The sequence below is a fragment of the Streptomyces sp. CAI-85 genome, assembly GCF_013363615.1.
Lineage (GTDB): Bacteria > Actinomycetota > Actinomycetes > Streptomycetales > Streptomycetaceae > Streptomyces > Streptomyces antibioticus_B.
In genome coordinates this window covers 110,296-126,327 of the sequence record NZ_JAANNX010000003.1, presented here as the reverse complement: position 1 = coordinate 126,327, position 16,032 = coordinate 110,296, and the positions used below count along the sequence as shown (strand labels likewise).

General features: G+C 70.7%; 14 protein-coding genes. 5 read left to right on the top strand and 9 right to left on the bottom strand.

Annotated features, from left to right (window positions below; translation table 11 throughout):
• Positions 1-120: 120 nt before the first annotated feature.
• From G6W55_RS06140 to G6W55_RS06130, 3 genes are all read left to right on the top strand, one after another.
• A complete protein-coding gene (locus G6W55_RS06140) occupies positions 121-495 on the top strand; it encodes a hypothetical protein (protein ID WP_175519756.1) in 375 nt (124 codons plus the stop codon).
• Positions 496-511: 16 nt separating this feature from the next.
• Positions 512-1,471 carry a LysR family transcriptional regulator gene (locus tag G6W55_RS06135; RefSeq protein WP_175519755.1) on the top strand — a complete coding sequence of 320 codons (960 nt, stop codon included), beginning with the start codon at positions 512-514 and terminating at the stop codon, positions 1,469-1,471.
• Between the two features lie 331 nt (positions 1,472-1,802).
• Complete coding sequence (locus tag G6W55_RS06130) at positions 1,803-2,639, top strand: DeoR/GlpR family DNA-binding transcription regulator (protein ID WP_175519754.1); 837 nt, start codon at positions 1,803-1,805, stop codon at positions 2,637-2,639.
• A 38-nt stretch (positions 2,640-2,677) separates the two neighbouring features.
• On the opposite strand, the gene G6W55_RS06125 is transcribed toward G6W55_RS06130, so the two are convergent.
• Positions 2,678-3,109 (bottom strand): ATP-binding protein, encoded by a 432-nt coding sequence (locus tag G6W55_RS06125; protein ID WP_175519753.1) that lies wholly within the window; start codon positions 3,107-3,109, stop codon positions 2,678-2,680.
• Between the two features lie 378 nt (positions 3,110-3,487).
• Here G6W55_RS06125 and G6W55_RS06120 point away from each other — a divergent pair, with 378 nt between their 5' ends.
• On the top strand, positions 3,488-4,183 hold the full coding sequence (locus tag G6W55_RS06120) for a cysteine hydrolase family protein (protein WP_175519752.1): 696 nt from the start codon (positions 3,488-3,490) through the stop codon (positions 4,181-4,183).
• Here the strand turns inward: G6W55_RS06120 and G6W55_RS06115 are convergent.
• Together G6W55_RS06115 and G6W55_RS06110 are read right to left on the bottom strand one after the other, a co-directional pair.
• A complete protein-coding gene (locus tag G6W55_RS06115) occupies positions 4,147-4,704 on the bottom strand; it encodes a pyridoxamine 5'-phosphate oxidase family protein (RefSeq protein WP_309243647.1) in 558 nt (185 codons plus the stop codon). The two genes, G6W55_RS06120 and G6W55_RS06115, sit on opposite strands and share 37 nt — an antisense overlap.
• Before the next feature lie 34 nt (positions 4,705-4,738).
• Positions 4,739-5,602 carry a winged helix-turn-helix transcriptional regulator gene (locus tag G6W55_RS06110; RefSeq protein WP_175519751.1) on the bottom strand — a complete coding sequence of 288 codons (864 nt, stop codon included), beginning with the start codon at positions 5,600-5,602 and terminating at the stop codon, positions 4,739-4,741.
• 92 nt (positions 5,603-5,694) lie between these two features.
• On the opposite strand from G6W55_RS06110, the gene eno reads away from it, so the two are divergent.
• Complete coding sequence (eno, locus tag G6W55_RS06105; RefSeq protein WP_175519750.1) at positions 5,695-6,978, top strand: phosphopyruvate hydratase; 1,284 nt, start codon at positions 5,695-5,697, stop codon at positions 6,976-6,978.
• Here eno and G6W55_RS06100 read toward each other — a convergent pair.
• The 6 genes from G6W55_RS06100 to G6W55_RS06075 are packed head-to-tail and all read right to left on the bottom strand — an operon-like array spanning position 6,942 to position 16,028.
• Complete coding sequence (locus G6W55_RS06100; RefSeq protein WP_175519749.1) at positions 6,942-7,793, bottom strand: ABC transporter ATP-binding protein; 852 nt, start codon at positions 7,791-7,793, stop codon at positions 6,942-6,944. The two genes, eno and G6W55_RS06100, sit on opposite strands and share 37 nt — an antisense overlap.
• A 5-nt stretch (positions 7,794-7,798) precedes the next feature.
• A complete protein-coding gene (locus tag G6W55_RS06095; RefSeq protein ID WP_175519748.1) occupies positions 7,799-8,764 on the bottom strand; it encodes an iron ABC transporter permease in 966 nt (321 codons plus the stop codon).
• Between the two features lie 56 nt (positions 8,765-8,820).
• Positions 8,821-9,876: an ABC transporter substrate-binding protein gene (locus G6W55_RS06090; RefSeq protein ID WP_175519747.1), complete on the bottom strand. Its 1,056-nt coding sequence runs from the start codon at positions 9,874-9,876 to the stop codon at positions 8,821-8,823.
• A 26-nt stretch (positions 9,877-9,902) separates the two neighbouring features.
• Positions 9,903-14,180, bottom strand: coding sequence for a thioester reductase domain-containing protein (locus G6W55_RS06085; RefSeq protein ID WP_175519746.1), 4,278 nt, complete (start codon positions 14,178-14,180; stop codon positions 9,903-9,905).
• The gene (locus G6W55_RS06080) at positions 14,167-14,424 is read right to left on the bottom strand and encodes a phosphopantetheine attachment domain protein (protein WP_175519745.1); all 258 of its coding nucleotides are present in this window, start codon (positions 14,422-14,424) and stop codon (positions 14,167-14,169) included. The genes G6W55_RS06085 and G6W55_RS06080 overlap by 14 nt, the downstream gene beginning before the upstream one ends.
• A gap of 47 nt (positions 14,425-14,471) precedes the next feature.
• Positions 14,472-16,028 carry a fatty acid--CoA ligase gene (locus G6W55_RS06075; RefSeq protein WP_175519744.1) on the bottom strand — a complete coding sequence of 519 codons (1,557 nt, stop codon included), beginning with the start codon at positions 16,026-16,028 and terminating at the stop codon, positions 14,472-14,474.
• Between the last annotated feature and the right edge of the window lie 4 nt (positions 16,029-16,032).

Here is a 16,032-nt window from a genome sequence, read left to right as displayed (position 1 = left end):
TCATCGCTTTTCTCACCCTTGGAATGACCCGATTTCCGCTATCTCATGGAAGTGCGGAAGGAAATGCCGAGCAAAGGGCCCGAAAGCGAGGGCCTCGGAAATCGGAAGGTTGATCCAGCGATGAGTGAATCTTTCCATGCGTTCCAGCAGGAGGCGCGCACCGTGGCGGGCTATCTGCGCTGCTACCCCCACGACCAGTGGGGCATGCCGGCCCACCATCGTGTGGTGGAGGTGTACGCGCAGACGATCGGGTACCTCGCGGGCAGTGACGTGTACTTCGACAACGGTGCCGCTTCCTGGGAGGAAAAGGAATCCCTGGATCTGCTGCTCGACGCGATCCGGGCGGGCCAGTACACGTGCGTGGTGGTGCCCGGCCTGTGGGTTTTCTCCATCCATGACGCGGAGGCGCGGGATATTCGCGACCGCATCAATGCGATGGGGTGCGAGGTGGCGGAAGTCCCCCGCGGCAAGGGCAATCACCGGTCGTACACGTAAGCGAGCCGCGAACAGTATGAAACTCGAACTGCGACATCTCGAAGCGCTGTGCTCCATCGCCGAGACGGGGAGCATCCGCAAGGCGGCACGCCACCTGGGCATGAGCCAGCCGGCCCTCACCAATCAGGTGCGGCGTATCGAAGAAGCCCTCGGCGGGAAACTGTTCAGCCGCGATCAGCACGGATGCCGCCCGACGCCCCTGGGGCAGGCCGTGCTGGGCAGAGCGCGCCCGCTGGTGGCGCAGATGGGCACTCTCCTCTCCGAGATCCAGGCCACCGCCGCCAGGACCCCCGAGAACACCCTGCGGATCGGCGCGACGGCGAACCGGGCGCTTCCCGGCTGGCTGCGCAGACTGCGGAGCCGCTTTCCCGGCCGTCCGGTCTCGCTCCATATCGACGCCTCCGCCCAGGCGCTGTCGCAGGACCTGGCCCGCGGGCAGCTCGACATCGTCTTCGTCCACGAGTTCGAGGCCGCCGCGACGCGTATGGCCGGCGGGCTGGGGAGCTGGACGCTCCTGGAACGCGAGCCCCAGTTCATCGCCCTGGCCGTAGATCACCCGGCCGCGGCGTCGCCCGTCGTCGACATCACCTCGCTCGCCCAGGACCATTGGATCATCGACACCGCCGACGACGGTCAACTGGCGGGCGTACAGCGGGCCCTGCTGTCGGCCGGCCTCAACCCCTCGTTGCTGCAAGCCGATCCACATGCCGTCAGCACCGTCGTCGCGACCGGAGGCGCGGTCGCCCTGCACTGTCCCGTCGCGGACCACGGCGACGAGCTGGCCGTCCGCCCCCTTCGCGACGACCCGATCACGGTCAGGCTCCAGGTGTACGGGCGGCCCGGGACGGAGATGACGTCCATCTGCGCCGACCTCAAGTCCGCCTACCGCGAAGCCGCGTTCCGAAGTTCTCTCTACCGCGCGTGGCTCTCCGAGCACGGCAATCCGCTCGATCGACGACACGGCGTGAAATCGTGATCCCCCGTTCGGCGAAAGCCACCGAACGGTGATTCGAGTTCCCCATAAAGTCACGTTATACAGCGCTGCGGAAATACGCCGCCGGAGGGTCGCTCACCTGGCACGACGACACGAAATGCCGACGCAGGCAGATCCGTGTCGCGGCGTTCGAGAGGCAACCGGGGCGCACCGTTCTCTTGTTGCGGCAAATGCTGCTCACTAATCTCACGCGCTATCACGTGAGAACGGGGTTGTCGTTCGACCTCGCGCTCGGAGGTAGCAGTGAACAGTCATCACCATCCACGGCCTGGTGACCGGCCACGGAAATGTCCGTTGAGGAAAGGGGATGTGAATGGAGCGGCGTTCGACCCGTCGGCTGACCACCGTTCAGCTCGACCGGCACGCCCGGACGCTCGAACTGGTCGAGGAGCGCGGCACTGTCGCCATCGATGAACTCGTGGAGAAGTTCGGCATCAGCGCGATGACGGTCCACCGCGATCTCGACGTCCTCGAACGGCTGGGCCTCCTGCGCAAGATCCGTGGTGGAGCGGTGCGCAACGACGTCGGCCAGGTACGGGCGTTCACGCTGGGCGGCGAGGCGAGCTGGAACGAGCGCGCCCGCGCCGCCCTGCGGGAGAAGCAGGCGATCGCCGCACGGGCGGCCGTCCGCATCCGGCGCGACATGACCGTCTTCGTCGACGACAGCACCTCGTGCCTGCCGCTGGTTCCCTACCTCGCCCGCGTGCCCGGCATCACGGTGGTGACCAACTCACTGTCCCTGACCCGTGTCGCCGGGGCCGCGGGCATCGGCGTCGTCATGGTCGGCGGCACCTACCGGGCCGAGTTGGACGCCAATGCCGGACCGCTCGCGCACGACGCCACGAGCCGGCTGCGGTCCGACATCGTCTTCATGTCGAGCCCCGCCGTCCACGAAGGGGGCTGCTACCACCCGGATCAGGACTCGATCCTGGTCAAGCGGGCGGCCATCGCCGGGGCCCGGGAGCGGATCCTGCTCGCGGACTCCTCCAAGTTCACCCGTGTCGCGCCGTACGCCTTCGCCGCCCTGGACGACTTCGACCTCGTGGTGACCGACAGCGCCACTCCGGCTGCCGCCTGCCAAAAGCACCTGCCCGTGCAAAAGTTCGCGGTCGTCGATGTGGCGAAGGGCGACGGCAGGGGGGACGGCTGACCGTTCGCCCTGCTGCCCGCCGGGGCCGCTACGGCGACCTACAACCTCCGCCGGTCCCGTTGCGCGGGGATCCTCGGGCGGCGGGCGGCAGGCGCGGCGGGCGAACACCTCAGATACGCCCAGCGAGTGATCCCGTCCGGCAGCGTGCGCGTGCCGTGCGCCACGGTCAGGCGTGCGACGATCCGGGCGCCACGGCGTCGGTCCACCGGGTCCGCGTTCTCGCCGCCGACCGGGCGAGAGGCGGCGCCGCCGTCGGTCACCTCCACGCGGATCATTCCGGCCGACTCCACCGAGTGCAGGCCGAGGGCCAGCGGTGGGATCCCGTGAGTCAGGGAGTCGGTGACCAGTTCGGACACGACGAGCACGGCCCGTTCGATGTCCTCCGCCGCCAGACCCCATCGGCGCAGCACGACCCGGGTGACACGGCGGGCTCTCCGGGCGGACTCCGTACGGTGCGGCAGGAGCAGCACGCGGCACACCGCCATGGCGCGCCCGGCGTCATGGCCGCCACGCGTCAGTGTTGTCCCGGAGCAAGAACAAGCAGGTCGCAGCATCGCGCCACCTCGGTCGGAGCCAAGGGCTCGGCTGAGGAAGGGGACAGCGCCGCACCGGACGACGAGACAAGGTGACGGCGCTGACCCACAACCGCGCTCGGAAACGGACCCTCAGGGTCGAACCCCGGCAGGCAGACGACTGGACCCACCGGCGATCCGCCACGTACGCCGGAGTGCCCATCCGTCCCGTGCACTTCCTGGATCATGAACCCCGCGCTCCGGTCAGGGGAGATGCCATCCGTCGATAGCCCGCGCACACGGCCGCTGCTTGCATGGGCCACGTAGTCTCGGTGCATGACGACGGACGCAGAGGATTCTCACGATCCCTACACCGCACCGCACTTCGCGACATCCGCTCTCATCACCATCGACGTACAGCGCGACTTCCTCTCCGAGGCGCCCTACGGCGTGCCGGGGACGACCGAGATTCTTCCCACGCTGCGGCGGACCGTGACCGCGTTCCGTGATGCGGGGCGGCCGGTGGTGCACATCGTGAGGCTGTACGAGGAGGGCGGCGGCAACGCCGATCTCGTACGACGACGGCTGCTGGAGTCGGGTGCTCCGATTGTCGCGCCGGGCAGCTCGGGCAGCGAGTTGGCCGATGGGCTGCTTCCCGAGGGCGCACCGCTCCTGGACCCCGCCCTGCTCCTGTCGGGCCGGCCTCAGCGGCTCGGCCCGTACGACTATGCGGTGTTCAAGCCGCGGTGGGGTGCCTTCTACCGCACCTGCCTGGAGGAACTGCTGCGGGACCTGGGCGTCGACACCCTCGTCTTCGCGGGATGCAATCTGCCCAACTGCCCGCGGGCCAGCATCGTCCAGGCGTCGGAGCGGGACTTTCGGGTGGCGTTGGTCCGGGACGCGGTCTCGCGGGTGACGGAGTCGGCGCTGAGTGAACTTGGCGGTATCGGGGTCGAGTTGATCGAGACCGACACTCTCGGCCAGGTACTGGCGGGTCACGGCCACAGCAAGTGGCGTTCCCACCTGGTGTGACGGTCGGGGCGTTCGTAGCGCAGGCGGTTGTGGAGGTGGTCGCTCTGGCGGCCCAGCAGCACTTCGGCGCGGGCGGAGGGTGCTCGGGCCAGGAGATCGGCGGCGCTCTGGTCCGGGGACGCGGGCTCCACCGCACCGCGTACCCTCACCTGCCGGCCCAGGACCGGCCAGTAGAAGGTGAGCGCCGCGCTCGGCCGGACGGCCAACTGGCGGCCCTTGGGACTGCCTGCGTGCACCGCGAACTGCCAGCCGTCCGCGTCCACGTTCTTGAGGATCAGCACCCGGGCGTCCGGGCCGCCGTCCTCCCCGACCGTCGAGAGGGTCATGGCGTGCGCGTCGGGCACCCCCGCCGTGACCGCCTCCCGCAACCAGCTCAGGAACAACTCGGTTGGCTCGGCCGGTGCTTGGGCCGGGTCGAAGTCCGCGAGCGGCCCCGCGAACACCTTCAGGCCGCGCAGCCACTCCCGCACGCTCACGGACTCCGTGGTGTCCGTCCCGGAGGACGCGATCGGTTCGTTCACAGGAGGAAGCCCCTCTCGAAGGGTGCGCGAGTCGTCATACGGTCTTGGCGCAGTCCGTGGCCAGGCGCAGGCTCTCCGCCACCGCCTCCGGGATGTCGGTGACCGGGAACAGCGTGTGTCGTACGGTCCGTTCCGCGTCGAGGATCAGGATGAGGCGCTTGTGGCGCAACCCGCCCGCGCCGTGGAAGGTCGGGAGTCTCAGGGCCGCGGCCAGTCGGTGCGCGGCGTCGGAGAGCAGGGGGTACGGGATGTCCTCCGCTCGAGCGAACTCGGCTTGTTCGTGGACGAGTTGCGTGCTGATACCCCGCACCTCCACGCCCGCCTCTCGGAAGTCGGGCCACGCCTCGCGGAACAGGCGGTTCTCCAGGGTGCAGCCCGCCGATCCGGGGATCTCGCCCCAGTCGATTCCCGTCCCGGGGTAGGTGAACAGCACGGTCGCGGCGGCGTCGGGGGACGCCACGGGCAGGTCGGCGCCCTGGGCGCCGGGGAGTTGGAGGCCGGCGGGGAGCCGGGTTCCCGTCAGCGCGTGGACTCGGGCGTGTTCGGCGCCGTCCTCGGTGGCCGTCGCGGTGAGGGTGCCGTCGCCGAGGACCCAACGGTCGCCCCAGTCCTGCATGGCGACCAGCAGCGGCAGCAGGCCGAGACCGGAATCGGTGAGCAGGTACTCGTAGCGCACCGGTCGCCGCTGATACAGGCTGCGCCGCAGCACGCCGTGCGCGACGAGGCGTCCCAGGCGTTCGGTGAGGACGTTGCGGGAGAGGCCGATCTCGGCGGCCAGCGCGTCGAAACGGACGTGTCCGCGGGCGATCTCCCGCAGCACCAGGACGTTCCACCAGTCCCCCATGACGACGGCGGCCTGGGCGATGCCGCAGGTCTTGTCGGCGTTGTGCTTCCTCATGCGCCCATAGTAGGTTCTTTTTCAGGACTCACTTTGTTTCTGTCTGGAACTAATCGCCCGCCGTTCTGCGGGCCCAGCACGAGGAGCCGCACGTGACCGCCATCAGCCGGGTCGTCGCACGGGAGATCATCGACAGCCGGGGCAATCCGACCGTAGAGGTCGACGTGGAACTCAAGGACGGCTCGCTGGGCCGCGCGGCCGTTCCGTCGGGCGCCTCCACCGGCGCCCGCGAGGCCGTGGAACTGCGCGACGGCGACCCGACCCGCTTTCACGGCAAGGGAGTTCGGCGAGCCGTGGACGCGGTGAACGAGTCCATCGCGGACGCCGTGATCGGGCTCGATGCCGAGAACCAGGCGGCCGTCGACCTCACGATGATCGAACTCGACGGCACGGACACCAAGTCCCGGCTCGGCGCCAACGCGCTGCTGGGTGTCTCGCTGGCCACCGCCAAGGCCGCGGCCGCCGCCCACCGGCTGCCCCTGTACCGCTACGTCGGCGGGGTCGACGCGCGGCTGCTGCCGGTGCCGATGATGAACATCGTCAACGGCGGTGCCCACGCCGACAATCCGCTGGACTTCCAGGAGTTCATGATCGCGCCGATCGGTGCGGCGAACTTCGCCGAGGCCGTCCGGATGGGCTCGGAGGTCTTCCACACCCTGCGCGCCACGCTGCTCGCCGCCGGCCACAACGTCAATGTCGGCGACGAGGGCGGCTTCGCGCCCGACCTGCGCACCGCCGACGAGGCCCTGGAGTTCGTCGTGCGTGCCGTCGAGCAGGCCGGTTACAAGCCGGGCACCGACATCACCCTGGTCATGGACCCGGCCAGCTCGGAGTTCTTCCGCGACGGCGTCTACGACTACGCCGGTGAGGGCGTCCGCCGCACCCCCGCCGAACACGCCGACCTCCTCGCCACGCTCGTCGACCGCTACCCCGTCGCCTCCATCGAGGACCCGATGGCGGAGGACGACCACGACGGCTGGCGTGATCTGACCGCGCGGCTCGGCGCGCGCTGCCAGCTCACCGGCGACGACGTGTTCTGCACCAACGAGAGCCTGCTGCGGGCCGGGATCAAGGACGGCGTCGCCAACTCGATCCTGGTGAAGGTCAACCAGATCGGCACCCTCACGGAGACGCTCGCCACGGTGGCGACGGCGCACCGCGCCGGCTACACCGTCGTCATGTCCCACCGTTCCGGCGAGACCGAGGACACCACGATCGCCGACCTCGCCGTCGCCACCGGCTGCGGGCAGATCAAGACCGGCTCCCTCTCCCGCGCCGACCGCACCGCCAAGTACAACCAACTCGTGCGCATCGAGGATGAATTGGGCGCGCAGGCGCGCTACGCCGGGCGGGAGGCTCTCGGGCTGCGTCGCTGACGGCGGGTCGCGTCCGTCGTCGGAACCGATTCGCTCTCCTCCCCCGTGAGGGGGCGGGCCCCGTAGGTGATGCGGACGACTCCGTCGGAGTGACGGGCGGTGGTGGCGCGGACGCCGAAGACGTCGGCGAGCAGGGCCGGGGTGAGGACCTTCAGGACCGGGCCCGCCGCCGCCACGGTGCCGTGGTGCAGGACGACCAGGTGGTCGCAGAGGCGCGCGGCGAGATCGAGGTCGTGCAGGACGGCGAGCGTGGTGACACCGGTGGCGCGGATCAGGTCCAGGAGTTCGAACCGGGCCCGGATGTCGAGGTGGTTGGTCAGTTCGTCCAGGACGAGGAGTGCGGGACGCTGGGCCAACGCCCGCGCCAGGAGCACGCGTTGGCGTTCGCCTCCGGACAGGGAGGTGTAGGAGCGGTCCGCGAAGGGCCGTACGCCGCAGCGGTCGATCGCGTCGGAGACCGCCTCGTGGTCCTCGGGACCGTCCCGGCCGAGCAGCCCGTGGTGGGGAGAGCGGCCGAGGGCGACGATCTCGCCCACGGTCAGACCGGTGGTGTTGCCCCCGGCGTCCTGGAGGACGGCTGCCGTACGGCGCGCCGCGGCCCGGGCGGACAGCTCCCAGACGTCGTCCTCCCCCACCCTGACCACCCCGCCCGCCGGGCGCAGCGAGCGGTAGACGGTGCGCAACAGGGTGGACTTTCCACTGCCGTTGGGGCCGACGAGTCCGACGACGTCGCCCGCGCGGGCTTCGAGGCTGACGTCGCGCAGGATCAGGGTGCGGTCCAGCGTGACGTGGAGCCGGTCGACGATGAGTTTCATGGGTTTCAGTCCAGGCCCTTGTCGCGGCGCAGCAGCCACAGGAAGAAGGGGGCGCCGAGCAGCGCGGTGAGAATGCCCAGCGGGAGTTCGTTGGGGCGGGTGAGGGTGCGGGAGAGCAGGTCGACGAGGACCAGGTAGACGGCGCCCGACAGGGCGGTCAGGGGCAGCAGTCGGCGGTGGTCGGCGCCGGTGGTCAGGCGTACCAGGTGCGGGATCATCAGGCCGACGAAACCGATGCCGCCCGCGACCGCGATGACCGTTCCGGTCAGCAGCGCGCTCAGGACCAGCAGGACGGCACGCAGCCGGTTGACGTCGACGCCGAGCGCGGTGGCCGACTCGTCACCGGCCAGCAGCACGTTGAGCCGACGGCCGAACAGGGTCAGCAGCGCCGTCGTCAGAAGCACCACGACGGTCACGGTGGGCAGTTGGTCCCAGCGGGCGCCCGCGACGCTGCCCAGCATCCAGAACATCACCGTCCGCAGTTCGGTCGGGGTCGCCTGGAGCTGGACGTAACTGGTCGCGGAGAGGAAGACGTAGCCGACGGCTACACCCGCGAGGACCAGCCGGGTCGGGGCCAGCCGCCCCCGGCGCCGCCCGAGCGCGAAGACCAGGGCACCGGCGGCCACCGCGCCGAGGAACGCCGCCGCCGGCACCCCGAGCCCGGCGAACGCCACACCCCCGCCGAGGGTGATCACCAGGACCGCGCCGAGGGTCGCACCGTAGGAGAAGCCCAACACGACGGGATCGGCGAGGGGGTTGGACACGACGGTCTGGAGGACCGCTCCGGTGACGGCCAGGCCCGCGCCCGCCAGCGCCGCCAGCACCACCCTGGGAGTACGGAAGTTCCACACGATCTGGTCCAGCGCCGGGTCGGAGGGGGCCGGCCCCGCGCCCGTCACGTGATGGAGGACGATCCCCCACACGTCGGCGACCGGGATGTTCACCGCGCCGACGCTGATCGCCACGATCATGGTCGCGATCAGCGCGACGGGGAGGACGGTGAACGCCAGCGGGACCTTGAGCCGGGTCAGACGGCGTCCGGGTGCAGCATCTCCGCGATCTTCCGCACGGCGAGGTCGTTGCTCGGGCCGAGGTACATCGAGTCGGACAGCGTCACGTACGCGTTGTTCCTGGCGGCCGGCCACTGGGGGAACTCCTTGAGCAGTTGCTTGGCGTAGGCCGCCGGGTCGGGGTCGTTGTAGCCGATGACGACGAGGGCGTCCACGTCGGTCGCGGCCACCTTCTCCTTGCTCAGGTCGGCGAAGGACGTCTCGGAGGCGTTCTCGAAGGCGTTGCTTCCGCCCGCCTTGGCGAGGATGTCGTTGTAGATGCCCTTGGCGACGACCGAGCTGAAGTCGTTGCCGCCCATGGTCATGTTGGAGAAGAGCACCATCACGTTCGGCTTCTTCTCGCCCTTCACCTTCTCCGCGACGGCCGCGATGCTCTTCTCGGACGCGGCGATCAACTGCTCGGCCTTGTCAGTGACGTTGAAGACCTTGCCCATGTCGCGCAGGAGTTGATAGCTGTCGGCGACGGTCATCTTGGCGGTGTCCTGGTCGCAGCCCTGCGGGGAGACGTAGCTGTGCGCGCCGACGTCCTCGAGCTGGTCGCGGGTGGCGAAGCCGTTCTTCTCGTCAAAGCCGTACGAGGTGGTGGACAGGACGAGGTCCGGGCGCAGGCCGAGCATGGCCTCCCGGGGGATGTCGTAGGCGTCGTTGAGGGTGACGTCACCGGTGGGCAGCTTCTTGATGGCGGCGGCCCGGCCCGGCACCTCCGACATCCCGTACGTCTGCTGATTGGCGACGATCCTGTCCCCGAGGCCGAGCGCGAGCAGGGTGGACACCTCGGCGACCGACGCGCCGTTCATGACGACGACCCGGCCGGGTGGCTCCTTGAAGGTCACCTTGCGGCCGCAGTTGTCGAGGGTCACGGGGTAGCCGGACGTCGAGGCGCCGGCCGCGGCCTCGGTGCTCCGGCCGCTCGCCTTGCCGTCGGACGACGAGCCGCCGCCGCAGGCCGTGGCGAACAGACAGAGGGTTGCGGCCAGGGCGGCGGCGGTGACGACCGGCCGGTGGCTGGGCATGGGGGCTCCTTGCGTGAGAAATGAACTCATGTGCCGATGTGCTCTGTTGCAGTAGTCGGGGTGAAGTGGCCGTGAGTTCCCGCTTGTTGTGCGGTGGTTCGTGGACGGCTGGGGGCGCCGAGCGTTCCGGCCCGCACGCAGTGATCCAAGTAGCGGAAGAAGAGGGCGCGGTCGATGGGCGGGCAAGTGATGCCGGTGCCCTCAAGACTGGTGCGCACCCGGTCGGCACGGATGTGACCGAGGGTCAGGTCGGTGTCGGTGTCCGGTGAGTCGAGGAAGGCGAGCGTGGTGGCCGCCGCGTCGGACGTACGGGGCATCCTCGCCCGCCAGTGCCGTGGCGGCAGCGGCCGTACGGGATAGCCGTACTCCCGCACCCAGTCGTAGACGTCCGCGAGCCGTACGCGGGGCAGGGTCGCGTGGTTGAAGACCGGGCCGGTCGACGTCGGGTCCAGGTGCAGGGAGAGGTGGACGACGGAGCCCGCGACGAAGTCGACCGGTGTCCAGACCTCGTCTTCGAAGAGCTGAGGGACGATGCCCTCGGGTATGCCCGCGCGCAGCACGCTCCACAGGAAGTCCCGCTCGTTGACGTGCCCCGTACGGGCCGGCCCGACCACGCGGCCCAACCGGTGGACGGTGATGGGGAGTCCGCGTTCCGCCGCCTGTTCCAGGAGCCGTTCGGAGGCCCACTTGGACTGCTGGTAGCCGTGGCGCAGTTGCCCGTGGGGCGGCAGGAACGCCTCAGGCACCTCACGGTGTTGGTCGGCGGGCGGTGCCACGGAGAGGGTGGAGATGTAGTGCAGCGGTGTCGAGTGCACGGCCGCCAGACGGAGGAGTTGGCGCGTGGACTCGGTGTTGACGGCGCGCAGGGTGGCGTAGTCGCGCAGGATGCTGACGCTCGCGGCGTTGTGGAAGATCGCGTCGCAGGTCGCGGCGAGGTCGGTCAAAGTCCTCTGGGTCAGGCCGAGATCGGGAAGGGCGAGGTCGGCGGGCAGGGGCGTCAGGCGGGCCGAGGCGCCGTCGTCGAGCGTGATGCTGTGATGCCGTAGGGCCTCGTGGAGGCGGGCGTCGGCCGCGGGGACGCTCGGTGCGCGTACCGTGCAGACGATCTCGGCCTCCGTGTCTGCCAGCAGCCGCGCCAGCAGATGCGTGCCTACGAAGCCGGTGGCGCCGGTGAGCAGGATGCGGCGCGGGGCGGAGGCGGGCCGAGGGGCGGGGCTGGTGCCGGGGCGGATGTCCGGGTCGAGCCGGGAGTCGGTGAGGAAGGCCGCGGGGCTTGGGGTGTCGTCCGCGCCGCCGTCCGTCAGAAAGCCGGCCAACGCGGCTGCCGTCGGGTGTTGAAAGAGCCAGGCGACCTTGACGTCCCGGCCGAGTGCCACGCCGAGTCGGTTGGCGGCCTGGATCACCTGGAGGGACTGGGCGCCCAGGTCGAACACGTCGTCCTCCACGCCCACGGTGTCCGTGCCGAGGATCTCACGCCAGATGCCCGTGACCGTCCGTTCCAGCGGGCTCCCCGTCGAGGGCGTCCGGTGGAGGCGCGGTTCGGTGAGCGCGGCCCGGTCGATCTTGCCCGTGCCGGTGCGGGGCAGCCGGTCCACGAACTCGACGGCGGAGGGAATCAGCGCGGCGGGAAGCCGCGTCCTCAGGTGCTCCCGCACTTCGGCCGGGGACGGCACCGGGGCCGACGCCACAAGGTGTGCGGCCAGTCGCCGGGTGCCGTCCGGGAGCACCTGTCCGGCGACCGCCGCCTCCCGGATCCTGGGATGGGTGAGCAGCGCGTTCTCGACCTCGGCGGGCTGCACCCGATGTCCGCTGATCTTGAACTCGCTGTCCGCCCGGCCGAGATGACGTAGTTGTCCGTCCTCGCCGATGCGGACCAGGTCGCCGGTGCGGTAGGCGCGGGGACCGTCCGGCAGGGCGGTGAGCGGGGCGAAGCGCGCGCTGTCCGGCACCTCCGGCCGGTAGCCGTCGGCCAGGGTCGGGCCCAGCAGGTACAGCTCGCCGTCGACCACCGCCGCGCTCGTGCCGGGCAGGGGCAGGCCGATGGGGACGTCTCCTGCGGCGAGGCCGGGGGCGTGCAGGTCGGCGACGGTGGCGACCACCGTCGCCTCGGTCGGGCCGTAGGTGTTCAGCAGCGCGACCGAGGTTCCGACGGCCGCCCGCCACCGCTCGACCCGTTCGGGCAGGGCCGGTTCGCCGCCGATGACGACGGTTCGCACATCCCGGGGCAGGGTGGCGGCGCCCGTCGAGACGGCGTAGGCGACTTCGTGCCAGTACGCGGTGGGCAGGTCGAGGACGGTGATCCGGGACCGTGCGCAGGCGTCGAGGAAGCGCGGGACCGACTCGGTCATGTCGTCGGTCCGGATCACCAGGGTGGCCCCGGCGCACAGGGTCAGGAAGATCTCCTCCACGCTGGTGTCGAAGTGCAGGGGCGCGAAGTGCAGGACGCGGTCCTCGGGGCGCAGTCCGTAGCGGTGCGTGGCCGCGGCGACGAAGTGGGCCAGCGCGGCATGCCCGACCGCAACGCCCTTGGGCCGTCCGGTGGAGCCGGAGGTGTGCAGGACGTACGCGAGGTCGGCGGGTCCGGGCGGGGTGGGGGTGACGGCCGACGCGGAGGGCCGCTCCTGGAGCGGGAACACGGTGTGGTCCGCGACATCGCCCGCCGGTCGGGCCGTACTTGAGTCCACGGGGCAGTACGCCGCGCCGGACATCAGCACACCGAGGACGGTCGTGACGGCGTCGGCGCCCCGGGGCAGGTCGACCGCCACCACATCGCCCGGGCCGACGCCCCGCGCCGCCAGGCTGCGGGCGATGTCCGCTGCTCTGGTGCTGAGTTGGGCGTAGGTGAGCGTGTTCCCGGCATGCTCGACGGCGATGGTACTGCCCCGGTGGGCCGCATGGTCGGCGATCAGGCTCAGGACCGGGCGGGCGGGTGCGGGCAGCGGGCCGCCGTCCAGGACGGTGACGGCCCGAAAGGCCCGTGGCTCGCCGAGCGGGCGGTCCGGGTCGGTGAGGGCCTCCTCCAGCAGGGTGAGCAGGCCGTGCCGGAAGGCGGCGGTCTCGGTCTCCGTGTACAGCTCGGGGTTGGCGTCGACGGCGACGCGCAGGCCGGTGCCGTCGCCGCGGTCGTAGACGTTGACCGCGAGGTCGTCGACAGGTCCCGCCGACACGTTGTGGACGGTGCTGGGATGTCCGGCGAAGGTCAGGTCGTAGGCGAACGGCATGATGTTCACGGCCGTTCCGGACAGTCGGCGGCCGCCGCCCACCCGCTTCAGGTCGCGGCGCAACTGCTCGTAGCGGTACCGCTGATGGGGCAATGCGGAGCGCAACTCGCGCGTGACGTCTCCGGCCAGGTCTCGAAGGCTGTCGTCGGGGGTGACGGGTACGCGCAGGGGCAGAATGTTCCGTACCGTGGCGGGCACCCGCAGCGCCGCCGAGCCGAGACGGCCCGTCACCGGCAGGCCGAGGACGATCTCCGGTGCGCCGGTGAGCCGGTGCAGGTGGGCGACGGTCACCGCGAGCAGCACCTCGGACCAGGTCACGGACAACCCGGCCGCGACCGAGTGCAGTTGTCGGACAGCGGCCGGGGCGAGGTCGGTGACCTGGCGGTGGAACGTGCGGGCGGGCAGGGCGGATCGGCCCGCCGGGGTGACCACGGGCGGGTCGTCGTCGTAGCGGTCGGTCCAGTGGGCGCGGTCCGCGGTGTGGCGGGCGGACTCGCGGTAGGCGCGTTCCTCTGCGAGTACGGCGTCCAGGGCGCCGAAGCCGCTCTCCGGTACGGGTTCGCCGGCCATGAGGGCGGTGTAGACCTGGGCGACGCGCCGGGCCACGAGGGAGAGGCCGAAGCCGTCCAGGGCGATGTGGTGGACGCGGTGGTACCAGAGGAACTCCGTCGGTGCGGTGCGCAGAAGGGCGTGGCCGAAGAGCGGGCCGCGGGTGAGGTCGACGGGGCGGGCCATGTCCTGGTCCATCCAGGCCAGGGCGGCGGCGTGCGGGTCGGGTTCGGCGGTCAGGTCGGCGATGTGGGTGCGCCAGCCGTCGGCCGGGGTCGTGATCTGCCGGGGGCGGCCGGTGTCGTCGGTGTGGAAGGTGACGTTGAGCGCCTCGGTCTCGGCGACGACGTGGTGCAGGGCCCGGTCGAGGACGGCCGGGTCCACCGGGCCGGTGATCCGCAGGTACTCGGCGGTGTTGTACGCCGGGCTGTCGGTGTCGAGTTGCTGGCCGGCCCAGATGCCCTCCTGGGCGGCCAGCAGCGGACGGTTCGCGGACGCTGGTGTGGTCGGACTGCTGCGGTCAGGCGTCCGCACCGTGCACCCCTCGGGTGCGTTCGGTCAGGAGCTGCCACCACTGGGCGAAGGAGGTGCGCTCGGCGAGTTCGACGTAGGTGACGTCGGCGCCCGTCGCCCGCCAGCGCTCCAGGAGGGTGGCGATGCGCAGCGAGTCCAGGCCCGCATCCAACGGGCTGTCCTTCAGGTCGACTTCGCCGGGCTCCAGGAACAGGCACTCGGCGAGGTCGGCGCGGAAGCGGTCCAGGGTGAGGGGTTCGGCCATGAGGGGGGCTCTCTCTCGGTGATGCGTCAAGTTGCGAAGAGCGGAGGTCAGTTGACCTTGCGCGCGGTGTCGGCCCAGAAGCGGTCGCGCAGTTCACGGCGGAGGATCTTGCCGCTGGGGTTGCGCGGGACGTGGTCGGTGAACTCGTAGGCGGTGGGCAGCTTGAAGGCGGCCAGGCGCGGGACGAGGAAGGTGTGCAGGTCGCGGGGGCTCGGCCGGGCTCCCGTCGCCGGGACGACAAAGGCGTGCACCTTCTCGCCCCAGCGCTCGTCGGGGATCCCGACCACGACCGCCTCGCGCACCGCGGGGTGGTGTTCGAGGACGTTCTCGATCTCGGCGGGGTAGACGTTCTCCCCGGCGACGAGGATGACGTCCTTGATGCGGTCGTGGATGAAGAGGTGGCCGTCCTCGTCCAGGTAGCCGGCGTCACCGGTGTGGATCCAGCCGTCGACGAGCGTCTGTGCCGTCCTGTCGGGCAGTCCCCAGTACTCGACCATCCGGGCGGGCGTGTGCAGGCACACCTCGCCGACCGTGCCCGGGGGCAGTGTGCGGCCCTGGTCGTCGATCACCTTGACCCGCACGCCCGGGTAGGGGCGTCCGGCGGCCTGCATGAGGGGCCCGCCGGGGACATGGGCGGCCGGGGGGAGACAGACGGCGGTGTTGCCGGTCTCGGTGAGCCCGTAGATCTGGGCGAACTCGCAGTCCAGGACGGCGATGCTCTCCTCCAGCAGGGCTTCGGAGATCGGGGAGCCGCCGTAGACCGTCTTGCGCAGGGTGGCGAAGTCCTGCGCGCCGACTCCGGGTTCGGTGAGCATCATGCGCAGCATGGCCGGGACCACGCAGGCGGTCGTGACGCCGAGGTCGCGGATGAGGTCGACGGCTTGGCGGGCGGCGAAGGCGCGCATCACCACGACTGTCGTTCCGGCGTTGAGGTTCTGGGTGGCCCACCACAGGCCGCCGATGTGGAATCCGGGGATGCCGACGAGCGCGATGTCATCGGCCCGCCAGTCGATCCAGTCCAGTCCCTCGCTCGCGAGTGCGTCACGGATCGCGAAGAAGCTGCGGTGGGCGAGGACGACGCCCTTGGGCAGTCCGGTGGTGCCGCTGGTGTAGAGCTGGGCGACCGGGGTGTCGGTGTCGGCCTCGAACTCCGGCTCGCTGTCGGGTTGTTCGGCACACCAGGCCGCGATCGCGCCGACCGGGACGACGGTGTGCGGTGCCGCGGTCGGCATGCCCCGCACGATCGTGGCGAACTCCTCCTCCAGGAACAGCAGTCGGGTGCCGGAGTCCTGGAGGATGTGGCTCACCTCGGGTGCGGTGAGCCGCCAGTTGATCGGAACCAGCACGGTGCCGGTCTTGGCGCAGGCGAAGAGTGCCTCGTAATAGTGCTCGGACTCCTTGCCCAGGTAGGCCACCCGGTCGCCCTCGCCGAGTCCGACGGCCCGCAGGGCGTGCGCGAGCCGGTTGCTCGCGCGGTGCAGGTCCCCGTAGGTGAGGGTGCGGTTCTCGCAGATCAGCGCCGGGGCGTCGGGCTGACGGGCGGCGTGGATGCGGGTGGTGTGGGCGAGGGTCGTCGGTTCGGGGTGGTGGAGCGGCGTCTCCATCGAG

Coding starts and splice junctions, on each gene's coding strand:
- G6W55_RS06140 (WP_175519756.1), top strand. CDS start 121: ATGAGTGAATCTTTCCATGCGTTCCAGCAGGAGGCGCGCACCGTGGCG.
- G6W55_RS06135 (WP_175519755.1), top strand. CDS start 512: ATGAAACTCGAACTGCGACATCTCGAAGCGCTGTGCTCCATCGCCGAG.
- G6W55_RS06130 (WP_175519754.1), top strand. CDS start 1,803: ATGGAGCGGCGTTCGACCCGTCGGCTGACCACCGTTCAGCTCGACCGG.
- G6W55_RS06120 (WP_175519752.1), top strand. CDS start 3,488: ATGACGACGGACGCAGAGGATTCTCACGATCCCTACACCGCACCGCAC.
- G6W55_RS06110 (WP_175519751.1), bottom strand. CDS start 5,602: ATGAGGAAGCACAACGCCGACAAGACCTGCGGCATCGCCCAGGCCGCC.
- G6W55_RS06100 (WP_175519749.1), bottom strand. CDS start 7,793: ATGAAACTCATCGTCGACCGGCTCCACGTCACGCTGGACCGCACCCTG.
- G6W55_RS06095 (WP_175519748.1), bottom strand. CDS start 8,764: ATGATCGTGGCGATCAGCGTCGGCGCGGTGAACATCCCGGTCGCCGAC.
- G6W55_RS06090 (WP_175519747.1), bottom strand. CDS start 9,876: ATGCCCAGCCACCGGCCGGTCGTCACCGCCGCCGCCCTGGCCGCAACC.
- G6W55_RS06080 (WP_175519745.1), bottom strand. CDS start 14,424: ATGGCCGAACCCCTCACCCTGGACCGCTTCCGCGCCGACCTCGCCGAG.
- G6W55_RS06075 (WP_175519744.1), bottom strand. CDS start 16,028: ATGGAGACGCCGCTCCACCACCCCGAACCGACGACCCTCGCCCACACC.